This window comes from Flavobacterium jumunjinense (genome assembly GCF_021650975.2).
GTDB lineage: Bacteria > Bacteroidota > Bacteroidia > Flavobacteriales > Flavobacteriaceae > Flavobacterium > Flavobacterium jumunjinense.
On record NZ_CP091285.1, the window covers coordinates 2,722,072 to 2,739,012 of the forward strand.

The following is a 16,941-nucleotide window of genomic DNA, read 5'->3' on the forward strand; positions in this document are numbered from 1 at the left end:
AAATAAACAAAAATCGCATTAATTTTCATTAATGCGATTTTTGTTTATTATCGTATCTACTATTTCTTAAATTGAATACTATTTTGCGATATTAACAGCTCTAGTCTCTCTAATTACTGTAATTTTTACTTGACCAGGATAAGTCATTTCTGTTTGAATTTTTTGTGAAATTTCAAAAGATAAACTTGAAGCCATTTCGTCACTTACTTTTTCGCTTTCTACAATTACACGTAGTTCTCTACCAGCTTGAATAGCGTATGCATTTTTAACACCAGTAAAACCAAATGCGATTTCTTCTAAATCTTTTAACCTTTGGATGTAGGAATCTAAAACTTGTCTTCTTGCTCCAGGTCTTGCACCAGAAATAGCATCACAAACTTGGATAATTGGAGATATTAAAGATTTCATTTCAATTTCATCATGGTGAGCACCAATAGCATTACAAACTTCTTCTTTTTCACCATATTTTTCAGCCCATTGCATACCTAAAATAGCATGAGGTAATTCGCTTTCAGTATCTGGAACTTTTCCAATATCGTGTAATAAACCAGCTCTTTTAGCTAATTTAACGTTTAGTCCTAGTTCAGCAGCCATTATACCACAAAGGTTAGCAACTTCTCTAGAGTGTTGTAGTAAGTTTTGTCCGTATGAAGAACGGTACTTCATTCTTCCTACTATTTTGATCAATTCAGGGTGCAATCCATGAATTCCTAAGTCAATAACTGTACGTTTACCAACTTCTATAATTTCCTCTTCAATTTGTTTTTGTGTTTTAGAAACGATTTCTTCAATTCTTGCAGGGTGAATTCTTCCGTCAGTAACTAATTTATGTAATGCTAAACGAGCAATTTCTCTTCTTACTGGATCGAAACATGAAAGTATAATTGCTTCTGGTGTGTCATCAACAATAATTTCAACACCTGTTGCTGCTTCTAAAGCTCTAATGTTTCTTCCTTCTCTACCAATAATTCTTCCTTTAACATCATCAGATTCGATATTGAATACAGATACACAGTTTTCTACTGCTTCTTCTGTACCAACTCTTTGAATTGTGTTAATGATTATTTTTTTAGCTTCTTGCTGAGCAGTCATTTTTGATTCTTCAATTGTAGTTTGAATAAATGACATTGCAGCTGTTTTAGCTTCTGCTTTTAAGCTTTCTACTATTTGGTTTTTAGCTTCGTCAGCAGAAAGTCCAGATATAACTTCTAATTGCTCAACTTGACTTTTGTGTAATTTGTCAATTTCTTGTTGTTTCTTTTCTAAGAATTCAATTCTGTTATTGTAATCAGTAATCTTAGATTCAGCCTCGTCGTTTAGTCTTTTTGTTTTTGCTAATTCATTAGAAACTTGAGATTCTTTGTCTCTAGTTCTTTTTTCAGCATCTGCCATTTTTTTATCGCGAGACAAAATAACTTGTTCGTGTTCTGTTTTTAATTCTAAGAATTTCTCTTTCGCTTGAAGGATCTTGTCCTTTTTTATAGATTCGGCTTCAGCCTTACCATCTTTTAAAATAGATGAGGCTTCTTTTTTTGCATTTTTTATTAAAGTAGATACATTGCTTTTTTCTAAAAATTTTGCAATTCCAAATCCTACTCCAATACCTACAAAAACCCCTATTATTATACTTACTATATCCATGTTGTTTGTAAAAATTATATATAAAAAAAGCCTACATTAGGTGTTTGTATAAACTCGTAAAGACAAGTTTTGAGCTAACTCGTATTTCATGCTTCCCACTGAAGGGCTTGCAATAGTTACGAAGATTCACTCATTTTAATTTGTTAGTGTTGAGTTTATCAAATATATACTAATGTAGGCAGTATCTTATTTTATTATGTATGAACGTTTTTATTTTGAGAGTAATTCACTCAGTTTTTTATCTAAATTCTTCAATCGATCAAAGGATGAATCATGATTTTGTGAAACATCCAATTGTTTTTGTTCAACTTGAGATGCAAATTGTAATGCGCACATTGCTAAAACATCTTGCTTGTCTCTAACGGCATAGCTTTGTTCAAATTGTTTAATCATCACATCAATTTTTTTAGAAGCACTTCTTAAGGCTTCTTCCTGAGTCTCTTCTATCGTTAAAGGATAGACTCTGTCTGCAATTGATATTTTTATCTTTAATTTTTCACTCATGCTTTCTAATCAGAAAGTTGTGCTATGCAATAATCGATTTCTCGAATTAATGAATTTATTTTGAGCTTCGTTTCTCTTTTGTTTTCTTCACTGCCTAATAGAGAATTTACCATTTTTAAATCATCCAACTGACTCCTAAGAGTTGCAATTTCATTTGATTGTCGCGTCTGAATATATTCAGACTCTTTAATTTTTTCTAACAATTCCGTGTTTCTTCTCTCTAGTTTTATTAACTTTTGGTTAAGCTTAAAAAACTTAATTTCAAGAGAATCAATTAATTCAGACAATCCATTCATGAATGATAAAATTCATTTCTATTTCTACAAAATTAGTATTACTATTGGATAATAACAATACTTTTTAAAAAAAATTGCATAAAATTTTATTTTATTTTTAATAATTTGGTTATTAAGTAGTTATGAAATGGGTTTTTTCTTACGTATATTTGTGACTAATTTTTTTCATAACTTTAGCAATATATACAATAATCACAAACATGAACAAGCTATTTTTAATCCTATTTCTTTCATCAATTACATTTGCACAAAAAGATTATCCTACAGATTTTATTTCTCCATTATCAATTCCACTAGATGTTTCTGGTTCTTTTGGGGAGTTGCGAAGTAATCATTTTCATGCAGGTTTGGATTTAAAAACGAATAAAAGAGAAGGTTTAGATGTTTTTGCTGTTGGTGATGGTTATGTTTCTAGAATTAAAATATCAACATTTGGTTATGGAAAAGCTATATATATAACTCACCCAAATGGGTATACAACTGTGTATGGTCATTTGCAAAGAGCGAATGGAGCTATAGAGGAGTATATTAGAAAAATACAGTATAAACAAAACTCGTTTGAGGTGGAAATGTTTCCTAGTGCTTCCGAATTGCCTGTTAAACAAGGTGACGTTATTGCTTTTTCTGGGAATTCTGGTGGTAGTGGTGGACCTCATTTGCATTTTGAATTTAGAGATAGTAGTACAGAGCATGTCGTAAATCCTTTATATTTTGGATTCAATAAATTTGCCAAGGATACAAAAGACCCTTTTTTGCAAGGTATTGTTGCTTATCCTATCGATAATTCAATTGTCAATGCGTCTAATAAGCCTGTAGCAATATCATACAATAAGCAAGCAGATGGTACTTATTTAGCTTCTAAAGTTGTTGTGAAAGGCAAAGTTGGTTTTGGGATAAATGCTTATGATTATTGTACTAATCCATACAATAAGAATGGTGTTTTTAAAGTCAATGCTTATTTGAATGGAGTTTTATATTATCAATATGATTTTGAAACTTTTTCTTTTGATGAAAGCAGGTATATTAATAATTTAATAGACTATGAACGATATAAGCAGATGAAACAAAGAGTTCAGAAGTTGTTTCATTATTCAGATTATCCTTTGTCGGTAATAAAATCGAGTAAAAATAATGGTGTTATAAATCCGCAACCCAATACAAGTTATAATTATAAAGTAGAAATTTTAGATTACCATAATAATAAAGCTACTTTAATTATTCCTGTTGAATTTCAGGAACAAAATAGTGTAGTTTTAAAGGAAGAGCCTGTTTTGCCTTATTTATTAAAATCGAAAGTTGAAAATAATTATACAAAAGAAAATGTTTCTGTTTATGTGCCAGAAAATGCATTTTACGACGATTTTAGTTTTGATTTTGATGTTAAAGATGGTATTTTGTCTTTTTCAAATGAAAATATTCCTGTGCATAAAAACATTACAGTCACATTTAATAATGTGGAAGGTTTGACTGAAGAGGAATTAAGTAAAACATTCATTGCGTCTTTAGACGGTCATAGGTTGAGTTATAATAATACCTATAGAAAAGGAAATACATTTTCAGCAAGAGTTCGTTATTTAGATAAATATAAATTGTCACAAGATGCAACGCCTCCGAGAATATATAATGTAAATTTTGTAGAAGGTAAAAATTTAAAAAATCAGAAAACATTAAGTGTTTCAATATCTGATAATATATCAGGTATAGATTCTTATAATGGGTATTTAAATGGAAAGTGGATATTAATGGAGTATGATTATAAGACTAAAAAGCTAATTCATGCGTTAAGTGATAATATGTATAGTGAAGGAAGAAATGATTTTAAAGTTGTTGTAACAGATGATATGCAAAATTCAACTACCTTTGAGTCACATTTTTTTATGAATAATTAAAGATTTAAATAATTGAAAAAGCTATTTTTTTTATTGATTTTTTGTTTTTTGGCACAATTAAATGTTGCGCAAACTGCTAGGATAAAAGGAGTTATATTAGACGAGTTTAATAGTCCTATAGAAAACGTAAGTGTTAAAATTGGAGAAACAGGTACAGTTACAAATGCTAATGGATTCTATTCGCTGGAAATACCAGCAAATAAAGATATTACAATCGTTTTTTCTCATGTAACCTTCAAAGATGCTACATTAACAGTTAATTTGAAAACTAATGAAGATTTTGAATTTCATCCAGTTTTGAATTCGAAAGTTACTCAAATTAGCGAAGTGATTGTTACTGGCGATAACAAGAAAAGAATAGAAGGAATAATAGCAATTGATCCTGTTTTAATTCGTAAAATTCCAGGTGCAAACGCAGGAATTGAGAATATTGTAAAGACATTACCAGGTGTGTATTCCAACAATGAGTTAAGTACATCCTATGCGGTTCGTGGTGGAAATTATGATGAGAATTTAGTTTATGTAAATGAAATTGAAGTATATCGACCTTTTTTAATTCGTTCAGGACAACAAGAAGGACTTAGTTTTACAAACACAGATATGGTGGAAAGTGTCGATTTTTCGGCAGGAGGTTTTCAAGCAAAATATGGAGATAAAATGTCTTCTGTGCTAGATATAACATATCGCAATCCAAAACGCTTTAAAGTAGGTGTTGAAGCTAGTTTATTAGGCGGAGGAATTACTGCTGAAGGGATTTCTAAGAACCAAAAGTGGAGTAATATTACAGGAGTTCGATACAGGGATAATAGCTTATTAGTGAATAGTCAGGAAACGGAAACTAATTTTAGACCGAAATTTATTGATATTCAGACATTATTAAATTTTAATGCTTCAACAAAATGGAATTGGAGTTTTTTAGGGAATATTTCACAAAACACATACAATTATAAGCCTTTAACAAGACAGACAAATTTTGGAACAATTAGTGATCCAATTGCATTGTTGGTTTTTTATGAAGGTCAAGAAAATGATGAATATCTGACAGTATTTGGTGCTATTAAATCGACCTATCAATACAATACTAAAAATAAATTAAAATTTATAGCATCAACCTATCATACTCAGGAACAAGAATATTATGATATTTTAGCACAATATCGTTTGGGAGAAGTCGATTCGAATATTGGTTCTGAAACTTTCGGAGATGTTACTTTTTCTAGAGGAATTGGCTCACAATTAAATCACGCACGAAATGATTTAGATGCGTTAATTTTTAATGCAGAAACAAAAGGTTTTCATGAAATCAATGAGAAAACACAAATAGAATGGGGATTTAAATATACACGAGAAGATATTAAAGATCGAATTGTAGAATGGGAAGTTGTCGATTCTGCTGGTTTTTCATTGCCGGCACCAATTTTAGAGTATCAAAATGATCAACCGTATAATCCTTATACAGGACCACTTGCTCCATATAAAAATGTTAGAGCTACAAATTACACAACGATTAATAGATTTTCTGGTTATGCTCAATGGAATCACAGAGGTTTTTTAGGAGAACATAAATATTGGTTAAATGCTGGTATTCGTGCACACCAATGGCAAGTTTCAGGAAGGAATATATACGGAGATAGTCAAATAACATTTTCACCAAGAGTTCAGCTTTCTTTAAAACCAGATTGGGAAAATGATGTATTGTTTAGAATTTCCGGAGGTATGTATAATCAGCCACCGTTCTATAGAGAGTTAAGAGATTATGATGGAGTAGTGCAACCAAATGTGAAAGCACAAAAATCAATTCATTTGGTGTTGAGTAGTGACTATAGTTTTAAAATTTGGAACAGACCATTTAAGTTGTTAACAGAAGGTTATTATAAGAATATAACAGATGTTAATGCTTATACTATCGATAATGTTCGAATTCGTTATAGAGCAGATAATAATGCTAAAGCTTATGTTTATGGCTTTGATGCTCGATTGAATGGTGAGTTTGTTCCAGGAACAGAATCATGGTTTAGTTTTGGTTTCTTGAAAACAGAAGAGAATTATAATGATAGAGGCTATATTGCAAGACCAACAGATCAACGATTAAAATTCGGATTGCTTTTTCAAGATTATATGCCAAATATTCCAAACGTAAAAGTATATTTAAATTTGGTGTATAATACAGGATTACCTGGCGGATCTCCTTCATATGCAGATCCATACGATTTTCAACTACGTTTAAAAGATTATAGAAGAGCCGATACTGGATTTTCTTATGTGTTTAAAGATGAAAAGATTAAATCAGAGAAAAAATGGTTAGAACCTTTTAGTGAATTATCTTTAGGATTAGAGATTTTTAACCTATTCAATAATCAAAATGCAATTACGAATACTTGGGTTAGAGACGTCTATACGAAATCACAATATGGAATACCTAACTTTATGACAACCCGAGTTTTTAATGTAAAGTTAATTGCACGTTTGTAGTTTAAATGAAATTAAAAAATTAGTATATTTGGCTATAATTTTCAAACAATAATTGACTTTTTGAAAAAATCATTGCAGATAAAAGAGAAGTTGAGTTTGAGAGTTTAAAATAAATTTTAGATTTATGAGAATCATTTCATGTTATATTCCTTTTTTAGCGATTGCACTTTTAGTAAGTTGTAAAGAGCAAGAAAAACCAACTCCAAAAGTAATTTATGAAGAGGCAAAAGACAATGTAGAACCAAAAAAGGTTGACTCTACATCTATAAAAATTGCTGATTTACCTATTTTAATGGAAGGAACAAAATTTTTAATTCACCCTGTAGGAGATATTCGTGTATACGATGATTATAGTAAAGTATACGGTTCAAGTAAGACTAATCAAGTAAGTTATGCTATTTCTAATTATAACCGATTCGAATTGACAGGATATTTTGAAAATTTGAAATTCCAACACATAGATTCTACTAATGTAAAGCCATTAACGGAAGATAAAATTCAAATTCAGACAGTTACATTCCTAAATACAATTGCCGAAAAAGCAAGAAAACAAATTTTAGTATATACATTAGTAGATGATGATACCAATAAAGATGGTAAAATAGATCAAAACGACATTAAATCTTTATACTTAAGTAGTGTTGACGGTTCTCGATTTACTAAAATAACAGAACCATTGCAAGAACTAATCGATTGGAATATTATTGAAGCTCAAAACCGTTTGTATTTACGTTGTATTGAAGATATAAATAAGAACGGAGCTTTTGATAAAAATGATAAAGTGCATTATCATTTTGTAAACCTTTTAACCGACGAATGGAAAGTTGAAGAGTATATGCCTATCTAGGCTAGAAGTTTTATTATTTCGTAAAACAAGTAAATATTTAAAATTTGAAAAGTATACTGTTTTTGTTATTTATTCCGTTAGTAGTCTTTTCTCAAGAAAGTTTGTGTGAAAAAACGGTAGCATTATCCGAGCTTTATTATAAAGAAAACTACGAGACATTCTTAGCTGAAATAAGGCAGTTAAAAGAGGGAGATGAAAATGAGCTTTATTACATTAAAGCAATTGATTTTAATATTGCTTATGCGCTTTTTCAGTTAAATAAACATGAAGAGTCTAAAGCTGTTTTGCTGCAAGTTTTGAAAAGTGAGAGTGAAGGACCTAAAACCAATTTTAAATGCGATAAAAGTGTTTTTGTAAAAGATTATGAAGTAGAAAACCTTTTTTTACAAAGTAATGCGACAATTATGCAAAAATCATTGCTTCTGTTGTCAGATATTTATTTTGAGTTGGAAGAATATCAATTAGCTTTAGAGTGTCTTGAAGAAACAGTTAATAAAACGGATAAGAAAAAATTTTATTGGTGTGGAAATGCTCTTATACGAGATATTCTTCAATACGAGTATAGAAACTTTAGAATACTAACTGCACTTGATAATATTGAAAAAGCAAATCAATCTGGTATATCAATTTTATTTTTAACTATGAATGAAGATTTAATTAATAAAGTTAAAAGTAATTTGTTGAAAAAATATTCAATTAGAGAAGTAAAGGATGAGTTCAGGTTTAGAATCCAAAAAATTAAAAAAGGTTTTGTTTTTGTAGCTGGAAATGAAATTGAAATCAATTACATAGATTTTTTTCAGTATAAAATTCTAATTTGGAATACTATTGAACTTGATAGAAAAGATGTCTTATATAATAGTTTAGCTTATAGGATATTGACTAAATAACTTTCAATCTTCTTTTAAATCAAAATATCACTTTCTAAATCCGATTTTTCTATTGAAATAGTATAGCCTAATTTTTTTACCATTTCAGTAACTAGATTTTTATACCAATTTTCGCTTTTCGGATGAATATAGACTTTTTCAATTAATTGATTAATGTCAACATCAATTTTTAAGCCATCATTCAATGATATTTTAGAAGTACTAACATCGGAAATGATTCTAATTTCCCTTTCATATTGAAAACTTTTACGCTTGAATAAAAATGGAAAAAAAGTATCTTCGAAAGGAATATATTCTTTTTTGTAATCGATATAGTTAACGTTGCCAATATGTTGTTCAAAATGCTTTTCTGCCTTTAAAGCTGTTTTTAATCGCCCAATGGTAGATTGAATTGCTAAGCCTTCATTGTTTTTTGTAAAAATTTGCCACATAGCAAAAGACTCATATTCGTTCGCATGCCAACTACTAATAACAACTTTTTCTCTGTGGGATTTATAGTAATCTAAAAACTTAGGATTGCTTGCTGCAATTTTCTTAATCTCTTCAAAGGTAGGCTCGGAAAAAGTGCCTTCGTATTGATCTTCAAATTTATCAGAGCGAGACATGAATAATTTTTCAGAAAGAAGCATGTCTAAAAACTTAGATAAATCTAAATATTTCCAAACAATAAGGTTGTCATTGTCTGATAGACTAATATCTGAGCTATTTATATACATGATTTGAAAATGATGATTCTCAAATATAGTGAATTTTCAGACAAATGGTATAATTAATTGGTTTTTGTCCAAATTTCTGTTCTACCCAGTAATGAAAAACCGATATAACCTCTAACTTTTAATTTGTCTCCTTCTTTCTTGATATTGCAACTATATGTTTTTCCAGATTCGGGATCATAAATTTTTCCGTTTTCCCAAATACCATCATCTGAATTGTATTCAAAACCCGAAATAATTTGTAAACCTATAATCGGGTTTTTATGTTTGCTTTTGTCTGGATTTTTATCATCTAGAGCCTTTTCTCCATTTCTAATAGGATTTTGTAGCCAAATAATTTTACCATAATATTTTGAACCCGATTTAAATATTTCAACTTTAGCGTTGTCATCTCCAGCTGTAAGCCATTTTCCAATAATAGCATCAGCTTTGTTATTGAAAGCGGTAAACGAACCAAGTGATACGCTTAAAATAAGTAGTGAAACAATAGTTAAAAAAGGTTTTTTATTCATAGTACTATTTATTCAAACGATTGTAGATTCACTAAATTAGCATAGGTGCCATTTTTAGCTAACAGTTCAATGTGAGACCCTTGTTCTACAATTTGTCCCTTTTGCATTACTATTATTATGTCTGCTTTTTGAATCGTAGAAAGTCGATGAGCAATAACAATTGAAGTTCTGTTTTGCATCATGTTTTCAAGAGCTACTTGTACTAACTTCTCACTTTCTGTATCTAATGCAGAAGTAGCTTCGTCTAAAATCATAATTGGAGGATTTTTTAGCACTGCACGAGCAATAGATAAACGTTGTTTTTGTCCACCAGATAATTTCCCGCCAGCATCACCAATATTAGTTTCTATTCCATCTGCTAAATCTTTTACAAACTCGTATGCATTGGCAATTTTTAATGCCTCAATAATTTCTTCATCTGTAGCATTTGGTTTACCAATAAGTATATTGTTTTTTATAGAATCATTAAATAAAATAGAGTCTTGAGTTACTAATCCCATTAAACCACGAAGCGCATGCATGTCCCAATCTTTAATTGAAACACCATCAATTTTTATAGTACCATCTTGTATGTCATAAAAACGAGTTAGTAAATTTGCAATTGTACTTTTTCCACTACCAGATTGACCAACTAATGCTACCATTTTTCCTTTAGGGATATCGAGTGAAAAGTTCTTTAAAACTTTTTCTTCTTGATAAGCAAAATTGATTTTTGAAATTGATATTTTATCTTCAAAAGATTTTTTTATAAATGCATTTTCTTTTGATGTAATTGTGTTTTCTTGTTCTAGAATTTCTAAAACTCTATCTGCAGCAGCCATCGAAGACTTAAGTGTATAATTCGCTTTGGAGATTGCTTTTGCAGGAGTTAAAATACCATAAGCTAATAGCATATAACCTATGAAATCAGTTCCTTTTAAGGATTGGTCAATTAAGACCATTTTTCCACCATACCATAATAACGTTGCAATAACTACAATCCCTAAAAACTCACTTAGAGGGGAGGCAATGTTGTTTCTATTTAATAAACTATTAGAAAAACGATATAATTTATTGGCAGAATCTGTAAATTTATTTTTGAAGTTGTCTTCAGAATTATAACTTTTAATTACTTTTAAACCGGATAAAGTTTCATCAAGAATTGAAAGAAAAATTCCAGACTCTTGTTGCACTTTACCCGATTTACGTTTTAAGCTTTTTCCTAATTTAGAAATTATTATCCCAGACAGAGGAATGAAAACCATCACAAAAATGGTTAACTCAACACTCATGGTAAACATTATTATTAACGTAATAATAATTGTTAATGGTTCTTTAAATATGATTTCAAGAATGGATAAAAATGAAAATTGTACTTCTCCTACATCATTGGTTAAGCGTACCATTACATCGCCACGACGCTTTTCGGAATAAAAACCAAGAGGTAAGTGAATTACTTTTTTATATAATGCAATTCGTAAATCTCGAAGCGTTCCATTTCTTAAAAAAGTAACATTGTAAACAGCTAAATAGTTGAAAATGTTTTTTAATAAAAAAGTAGAAATAACTAATGCTATCATGATAAGCAATGCGTTTTCTGGACTAGATGCTTTTGCTGTAGTAATACTGTAATCTAGATAGTTTTTTAAAAAGTTTTTAAGTTCAAATATAGAGGTGTAAACAGGTTTTTCAAAGACTTTATTCGTAGTGCCAAACATTACGTCTAACATCGGTATTAGCATTACAAATGACAAAGCATTAAATAATGCATACAAGATATTGAAAAAGATGTTAAGAAATGCAAATCGTTTATAGGGAAGTGCAAACTTTAGAATTTTGTAAAATGTGCTTTTTTTCATTTAGTTCAATTGCATCTCAGCAATAATATTTTTAATTTTAATATCGAGCTCTTGCTCAATGATATTGTACGCTTCAATTGAAGGTAATTCTGCATTTACACTGAAATAGAATTTAATTTTAGGTTCAGTACCACTTGGTCTTGCACAAATTTTACTACCATCTTCTAAATAATAAATCAACACATTCGATTTTGGAATGGTAATGTCATACGATTCATTACTCATTAAATCTAATGCTTTCGAACTTTGGTAATCTTCAATACACACTACACGTTGTCCGTTTATTTCTTTTAAAGGGTTTTCTCGTAAATCTACCATCATTTGTTTGATTTCATTAGCTCCTTCAATGCCTCTTTTTGTTATTGAAATTAAGTGTTCTTTATAAAATCCAAAATCCAATGATAAATTAACTAATTCTCTAAAAATTGAACTTCCTGCAGCTTTTGCTTGTGCAGCAATTTCGCAAACTAATAAAATAGCACCAACAGCATCTTTGTCCCTAACGGCATCACCAATCATAAAACCAAAACTTTCTTCACCACCTCCGATGAATTGTTGACTAGGGAAATCTTTAATGAATTTTGCAATCCATTTGAATCCAGTTAATCCAACTTTACATTCAATACCATAAGCAGATGCTAGTTCAAGCATTAAAGGAGTTGATACAATAGTCGAGCCAATGAATTCATTTTCTGTTAATTTGTCAGCTCTCTTCCATTGTTCTAATAGAAAAGCTGTCATAATTACCATAGATTGATTCCCATTAAGTAATTTCATCTTCCCATCTAAATCTCGTACAGCAACACCAAGTCTATCGCTGTCTGGATCTGTTCCAACAACAATATCTGCATTGATTTTTTCGGCTAATTCTAAAGCCATAGTTAGCGCTTCAGGTTCTTCAGGGTTTGGAGATTTAACCGTTGGGAAATTTCCGTCGGGTTGCTCTTGTTCTGGAACAATGTTAACATCTTTGTAGCCTGCTTTTTCTAAAACATTTGGAATAGATTTTATAGATGTTCCGTGAAGAGGAGTATAGACAATTTTTAAACTGTCTTTTGCAGTTTGTGGTGTGTTAAAGCTTGCATTGTCTACAGTAGATTGCCAAAAGGCTTCATCTACTTCTCTGTCTATATATTTAATAAGGTTTTCGTTTCCTTCGAAATTAATGTCGCTATATTGTAGGCTTTCAATGATTTGTATGATTTCTCCATCTTGAGGAGGAACTAATTGACCACCATCTTGCCAGTACACTTTGTATCCGTTGTATTCTGGTGGGTTATGTGAAGCTGTTAAAACAATACCTGCATGGCAATTTAAATGACGAACAGCAAAAGATAACTCTGGAGTTGGTCTTAATTCTGAAAAAAGATAAACTTTAATACCATTTGCAGAAAAAACATTGGCAACAACTTTAGCAAGTGTATCGCTGTTATGACGGCAATCATAGGCAATTGCTACTTTTAGTTCTTCACCAGCAAAGACTTTTTTTAAATAATTAGACAATCCTTGTGTGTTTTTACCAAGTGTGTATTGATTGATTCGGTTGGTACCGACACCCATTATACCTCTCATTCCACCTGTTCCAAATTCAAGATTTTTATAAAAAGAATCTTCTAGCTCTTTTGGAGCGCTGGTCATCATTTTAGTAATAACATCTTGTGTTTTTGAATCGAACACAGGAGTTAACCATACGTTAACTTTGTCTAATATTTGTTTGTCTATGTGCATAATATTTTTTTTTGGTATATTAATTTATCTTGGTTAATAGCAAGATTTATTTACCATTTTAGCTTCATTTTTTTAACCTATACTGAAAAAACGGTTTGTTTTATTCAATTGTTTTGGAAATTTTATATCGTTCTTCGTTGTTTTTTGTTCTTAAAATAATTTCACCTAAAAAGCCAGCTAAGAATAACTGAGTTCCTAGAATCATACTTGCAAGAGCAATGTAGAATTGTGGTCTGCTCGTAATTAGCCTAGACTTTGTGTGTATGAAAAGTTTATCTACTCCTAAATAGAGAGCAAGGCAAAAACCAATTATAAACATTATGGAGCCTAATAGACCGAACAGATGCATTGGTCGTTTACCAAATTTAGACAAAAACCAGATAGTAATCAAGTCTAAAAAGCCATTTATAAAACGATTTATTCCGAATTTAGAATTTCCGTATTTTCTAGCTTGATGGATTACAACTTTTTCACCAATTTTACTGAAACCTGCATTTTTTGCTAAAACAGGAATGTAGCGATGCATTTCTCCAGAAACTTCAATGTTTTTAACTACTTCATTTCTATAGGCTTTAAGCCCGCAATTAAAATCGTTTAGCTTAACGCCAGAAGTTTTTCTTGCAGCCCAATTGAAAAGTTTCGAAGGAATATTTTTAAAAACTACAGAATCAAAACGTTTCTTTTTCCAACCAGAAATTAAATCAAAGTTATCAGTAATGATTAAATTGTATAATTCTGGGATTTCATCAGGACTATCTTGTAAATCGGCATCCATGGTGATAACAACATCACCTTTTGCTTTTGCAAAACCTGCATGAAGAGCTTGACTCTTGCCGTAATTTTTAAGAAAGCGAATACCCTTAACATTAGTATTGTCTTGCGAAAGTTGTTCAATAGTATGCCAAGAAGCGTCTGTGCTTCCGTCGTCTATGAACAGTATTTCATAAGAAAAGTTATGACTAGTCATAACTTTCACAATCCAATTGTGTAATTCGGGCAACGATTCTTCTTCGTTTAATAAGGGAATAACTATGGATAAATTCATTTAGAATTGTTCTTGTGTTTTGCTTTTGAAAATAGCTGCTAAAATTAAACCAAAAATAGCACTAAAAAGTATGCTAAATACTGAGCCTTTTATTTGTGGAATAATATCAAATTGTTTTTGTTCTTCCATTTTAGCAACAGCTTCTTTAATTGCAGATGTAGGAGTATTGAATTTTTTAAGCATATCTACTTGAAATTCAATTAAGTTTTCTTGAATTACATCTTTTGCCTCAATATCAATAAAGTTAAATAATATAATATTAAAAATGACAGATATTGCAATTCCTATAACTGCAGATAAAAAATAAGTAGTGAAAGCTTCTTTGAAAGGAAAAATTCCATTAAGCTCTTTCTTTGTTTTTGAAAGTAAATAAACACCAATACCAATATAAAGTACAATGCTTAAAACACCGATCCACCAAGCAGTGAAAAGCTTTAAATCAATTAAATACATAGTTGATGTAATTAATATTGATATGACTCCTGTTAGTATTCCAAAAGTTATTGAATTTTTTTTAGTAATTTCGTTCATGGTTAGTTTGTTTTAATAGTTTACAAATATAGAAATAATAAAGTTTGTCTTTAATTAGTATCAAAAAATAAAAAAAGTTACAGGAATGTTTGTAAATTAAAAATTTAGTGTAAATTTGCACTCTGAAAATAAAAGATTATAAACGAAAAGGTTATAGAGTGTTTACACCTTTTTTAATAAAATAAAAAAGCCGCGGAGCAATTTATAATCACAAATAAAAAAAGATTTACAAGATGCAAAAAGGAATTCACCCAGAAAATTACAGATTAGTAGCTTTCAAAGACATGTCTAACGAAGATGTATTTATTACAAAATCGACAGTAGAAACTAAAGAAACAATTGAGCACGAAGGTGTAGAATATCCAGTTTTCAAAATGGAGATTTCTCGTACTTCTCACCCTTTTTACACAGGTAAATCGAAACTTATCGATACTGCAGGACGTATTGATAAATTCAAAACTAAATATGCTAAATTCGATAAAAAATAATCGAATCTTATCAAAATATAAAAAACCTTCCAAATTGGAAGGTTTTTTTATGCCTTTACTTTTCTATATTTACTTTCAAACTTTGTAACTTTGAGGCTTTCAAATTAAAATAATTATGAATTATATCCTTTTTGATGGAACAGTACGCAATGCATTGCTTCCATTTACATTTACTCGTCCTGTAGCCGATATTAGAGTTGGAATTTTAACTATCCGTGAAAAATGGGAAAAATATTTAGGTTATACTACTACGACTCTAACGGAAGAATACTTGATGGAGAAATTTCCAATGGTAGAAATGGAGGAAAATGTAATGATTAACGCTTCTTTTTTTCCAAATGAAATTTTGGTAGAAATGGTTAAGAATTTAGAAAAAAATCAAGCTATTATTATAGACGAAGAAATTGTAGCTTTTTATTCTACAGATTCTCAGGAGGAAGTTGATTTTGATGACTATGATTTGATAGATTATGAAGAAGAAGTATTGCGAATTGAAAACACTTGGGATATTTTTTGTAAGAATGATGCAGCAATTCGTGAAGATTTTCAGTTAATTACAGAAGATAGATATTCAGAGCCAATTCCGAAGAGCGTAAATGTTATTGCTCCAGAGAATGTATTTATAGAAGAAGGTGCGAAATTAGAATTTGTTACATTAAACGCATCTACTGGACCAATATATATTGGTAAGGATGCTGAAATAATGGAAGGTTCTGTAATTCGTGGGCCATTTGCTTTGTGTGAAGGAGCTCAGGTAAAATTGGCAACAAAAATCTATGGTGCAACTACTATTGGTCCTTATTGTAAAGTTGGAGGAGAAGTAAATAACTCAGTTATGTTTGGGTATTCTAGTAAAGGACATGATGGGTTTTTAGGTAACTCTGTGTTAGGTGAGTGGTGTAATATTGGTGCAGATTCTAATAGTTCTAACCTTAAGAATAATTATGAAGAAGTGCGTTTGTGGAGTTATGAAACAGAAAATTTCGCAAAAACAGGTCTTCAGTTTTGTGGCTTAATGATGGGAGATCATAGTAAATGTGGTATAAATACAATGTTTAATACAGGAACTGTAATCGGAGTTTCTGCTAATATATTTGGTTCTGGGTTTCCACGTAATTTTGTGCCTAGTTTTTCTTGGGGTGGAGCAAGCGGATTTACAACCTATTTGACTAAAAAGGCATTTGAAGTGGCAAAAGTTGTAATGAGTCGTCGTCATGTTGAGTTTACAGAAGATGATGCAAAAATATTAGAACATGTTTTTGAAGAATCAAAAAAATGGAGAAAAGAATAGTAATACCAGTAAATTCAAGTGACAAATGGTATAAAATACTGATTTAGAAAGAATAGTGATAAAAAGAAGTGAGATGAGATATTTTGCTTCTTTTTTTGTTAATAACCATAGTATGTGTGTTGTTTTCGTTTTGAGTAGCTTGAGTTGTTGTTTTGTTGATTATAAAACTATTTTTATTTTTTTAATTAGATTATAAAACTATATTTTGTTTTAATGTTAGTTTTTTTAATTGTATAATTATAATTTTGCTTTAAAT

Annotated in this window: 15 protein-coding genes; 6 read left to right on the forward strand and 9 right to left on the reverse strand. The window is 30.2% G+C overall.

The genetic code is table 11. The annotated features are described in order from the left end of the window. Positions 1 to 78: 78 nt before the first annotated feature. The 3 genes from rny to L2Z92_RS12145 form a co-directional block, all read right to left on the reverse strand. Positions 79 to 1,641: a ribonuclease Y gene (gene rny / locus L2Z92_RS12135; protein WP_236453535.1), complete on the reverse strand. Its 1,563-nt coding sequence runs from the start codon at positions 1,639 to 1,641 to the stop codon at positions 79 to 81. Positions 1,642 to 1,851: 210 nt separating this feature from the next. Next, entirely contained in the window at positions 1,852 to 2,145 is a 294-nt protein-coding gene (locus L2Z92_RS12140; RefSeq protein WP_236453537.1) for a cell division protein ZapA, read from the reverse strand. Positions 2,146 to 2,150: 5 nt separating this feature from the next. Beyond that, positions 2,151 to 2,441: a hypothetical protein gene (locus L2Z92_RS12145; protein ID WP_236453540.1), complete on the reverse strand. Its 291-nt coding sequence runs from the start codon at positions 2,439 to 2,441 to the stop codon at positions 2,151 to 2,153. Between the two features lie 200 nt (positions 2,442 to 2,641). Between L2Z92_RS12145 and L2Z92_RS12150 the strand changes: the two genes are divergently transcribed. The 4 genes from L2Z92_RS12150 (at position 2,642) to L2Z92_RS12165 (ending at position 8,539) form a co-directional block, all read left to right on the forward strand. After that, a complete protein-coding gene (locus L2Z92_RS12150) occupies positions 2,642 to 4,330 on the forward strand; it encodes a M23 family metallopeptidase (protein ID WP_236453543.1) in 1,689 nt (562 codons plus the stop codon). A 48-nt stretch (positions 4,331 to 4,378) separates the two neighbouring features. Then, complete coding sequence (locus L2Z92_RS12155) at positions 4,379 to 6,802, forward strand: TonB-dependent receptor (RefSeq protein ID WP_236453545.1); 2,424 nt, start codon at positions 4,379 to 4,381, stop codon at positions 6,800 to 6,802. Between the two features lie 124 nt (positions 6,803 to 6,926). Beyond that, positions 6,927 to 7,649 (forward strand): hypothetical protein, encoded by a 723-nt coding sequence (locus L2Z92_RS12160; protein ID WP_236453548.1) that lies wholly within the window; start codon positions 6,927 to 6,929, stop codon positions 7,647 to 7,649. A gap of 44 nt (positions 7,650 to 7,693) precedes the next feature. Beyond that, a complete protein-coding gene (locus L2Z92_RS12165) occupies positions 7,694 to 8,539 on the forward strand; it encodes a hypothetical protein (protein WP_236453550.1) in 846 nt (281 codons plus the stop codon). A 14-nt stretch (positions 8,540 to 8,553) separates the two neighbouring features. Here L2Z92_RS12165 and L2Z92_RS12170 read toward each other — a convergent pair whose 3' ends face one another. The 6 genes from L2Z92_RS12170 to L2Z92_RS12195 form a co-directional block, all read right to left on the reverse strand. Continuing rightward, positions 8,554 to 9,255, reverse strand: coding sequence for a hypothetical protein (locus L2Z92_RS12170; protein ID WP_236453553.1), 702 nt, complete (start codon positions 9,253 to 9,255; stop codon positions 8,554 to 8,556). Positions 9,256 to 9,308: 53 nt separating this feature from the next. Further along, positions 9,309 to 9,764: a DUF2147 domain-containing protein gene (locus L2Z92_RS12175; RefSeq protein ID WP_236453569.1), complete on the reverse strand. Its 456-nt coding sequence runs from the start codon at positions 9,762 to 9,764 to the stop codon at positions 9,309 to 9,311. Positions 9,765 to 9,772: 8 nt separating this feature from the next. Continuing rightward, on the reverse strand, positions 9,773 to 11,602 hold the full coding sequence (locus L2Z92_RS12180) for an ABC transporter ATP-binding protein (protein ID WP_236453571.1): 1,830 nt from the start codon (positions 11,600 to 11,602) through the stop codon (positions 9,773 to 9,775). Then, positions 11,603 to 13,330, reverse strand: coding sequence for a phospho-sugar mutase (locus L2Z92_RS12185; protein ID WP_236453573.1), 1,728 nt, complete (start codon positions 13,328 to 13,330; stop codon positions 11,603 to 11,605). Between the two features lie 100 nt (positions 13,331 to 13,430). Further along, entirely contained in the window at positions 13,431 to 14,375 is a 945-nt protein-coding gene (locus L2Z92_RS12190; protein WP_236453591.1) for a glycosyltransferase family 2 protein, read from the reverse strand. Further along, positions 14,376 to 14,906, reverse strand: coding sequence for a DUF4199 domain-containing protein (locus tag L2Z92_RS12195; RefSeq protein ID WP_236453594.1), 531 nt, complete (start codon positions 14,904 to 14,906; stop codon positions 14,376 to 14,378). A 233-nt stretch (positions 14,907 to 15,139) separates the two neighbouring features. Here L2Z92_RS12195 and L2Z92_RS12200 point away from each other — a divergent pair, with 233 nt between their 5' ends. Beyond that, positions 15,140 to 15,394, forward strand: a complete 255-nt coding sequence (locus L2Z92_RS12200; RefSeq protein WP_236453597.1) for a type B 50S ribosomal protein L31 — start codon at positions 15,140 to 15,142, stop codon at positions 15,392 to 15,394. A gap of 115 nt (positions 15,395 to 15,509) precedes the next feature. Then, complete coding sequence (locus L2Z92_RS12205) at positions 15,510 to 16,685, forward strand: GlmU family protein (protein WP_236453601.1); 1,176 nt, start codon at positions 15,510 to 15,512, stop codon at positions 16,683 to 16,685. The last annotated feature ends 256 nt before the right edge of the window (positions 16,686 to 16,941 follow it).

Bases quoted from the DNA above. Each gene is read 5' to 3' on its own strand.
- L2Z92_RS12175 (WP_236453569.1), bottom strand. From the start codon at position 9,764: ATGAATAAAAAACCTTTTTTAACTATTGTTTCACTACTTATTTTAAGC.
- L2Z92_RS12150 (WP_236453543.1), top strand. From the start codon at position 2,642: ATGAACAAGCTATTTTTAATCCTATTTCTTTCATCAATTACATTTGCA.
- L2Z92_RS12145 (WP_236453540.1), bottom strand. From the start codon at position 2,441: ATGAATGGATTGTCTGAATTAATTGATTCTCTTGAAATTAAGTTTTTT.
- L2Z92_RS12170 (WP_236453553.1), bottom strand. From the start codon at position 9,255: ATGTATATAAATAGCTCAGATATTAGTCTATCAGACAATGACAACCTT.
- L2Z92_RS12205 (WP_236453601.1), top strand. From the start codon at position 15,510: ATGAATTATATCCTTTTTGATGGAACAGTACGCAATGCATTGCTTCCA.
- L2Z92_RS12140 (WP_236453537.1), bottom strand. From the start codon at position 2,145: ATGAGTGAAAAATTAAAGATAAAAATATCAATTGCAGACAGAGTCTAT.
- L2Z92_RS12200 (WP_236453597.1), top strand. From the start codon at position 15,140: ATGCAAAAAGGAATTCACCCAGAAAATTACAGATTAGTAGCTTTCAAA.
- rny (WP_236453535.1), bottom strand. From the start codon at position 1,641: ATGGATATAGTAAGTATAATAATAGGGGTTTTTGTAGGTATTGGAGTA.
- L2Z92_RS12190 (WP_236453591.1), bottom strand. From the start codon at position 14,375: ATGAATTTATCCATAGTTATTCCCTTATTAAACGAAGAAGAATCGTTG.
- L2Z92_RS12185 (WP_236453573.1), bottom strand. From the start codon at position 13,330: ATGCACATAGACAAACAAATATTAGACAAAGTTAACGTATGGTTAACT.
- L2Z92_RS12195 (WP_236453594.1), bottom strand. From the start codon at position 14,906: ATGAACGAAATTACTAAAAAAAATTCAATAACTTTTGGAATACTAACA.
- L2Z92_RS12180 (WP_236453571.1), bottom strand. From the start codon at position 11,602: ATGAAAAAAAGCACATTTTACAAAATTCTAAAGTTTGCACTTCCCTAT.
- L2Z92_RS12160 (WP_236453548.1), top strand. From the start codon at position 6,927: ATGAGAATCATTTCATGTTATATTCCTTTTTTAGCGATTGCACTTTTA.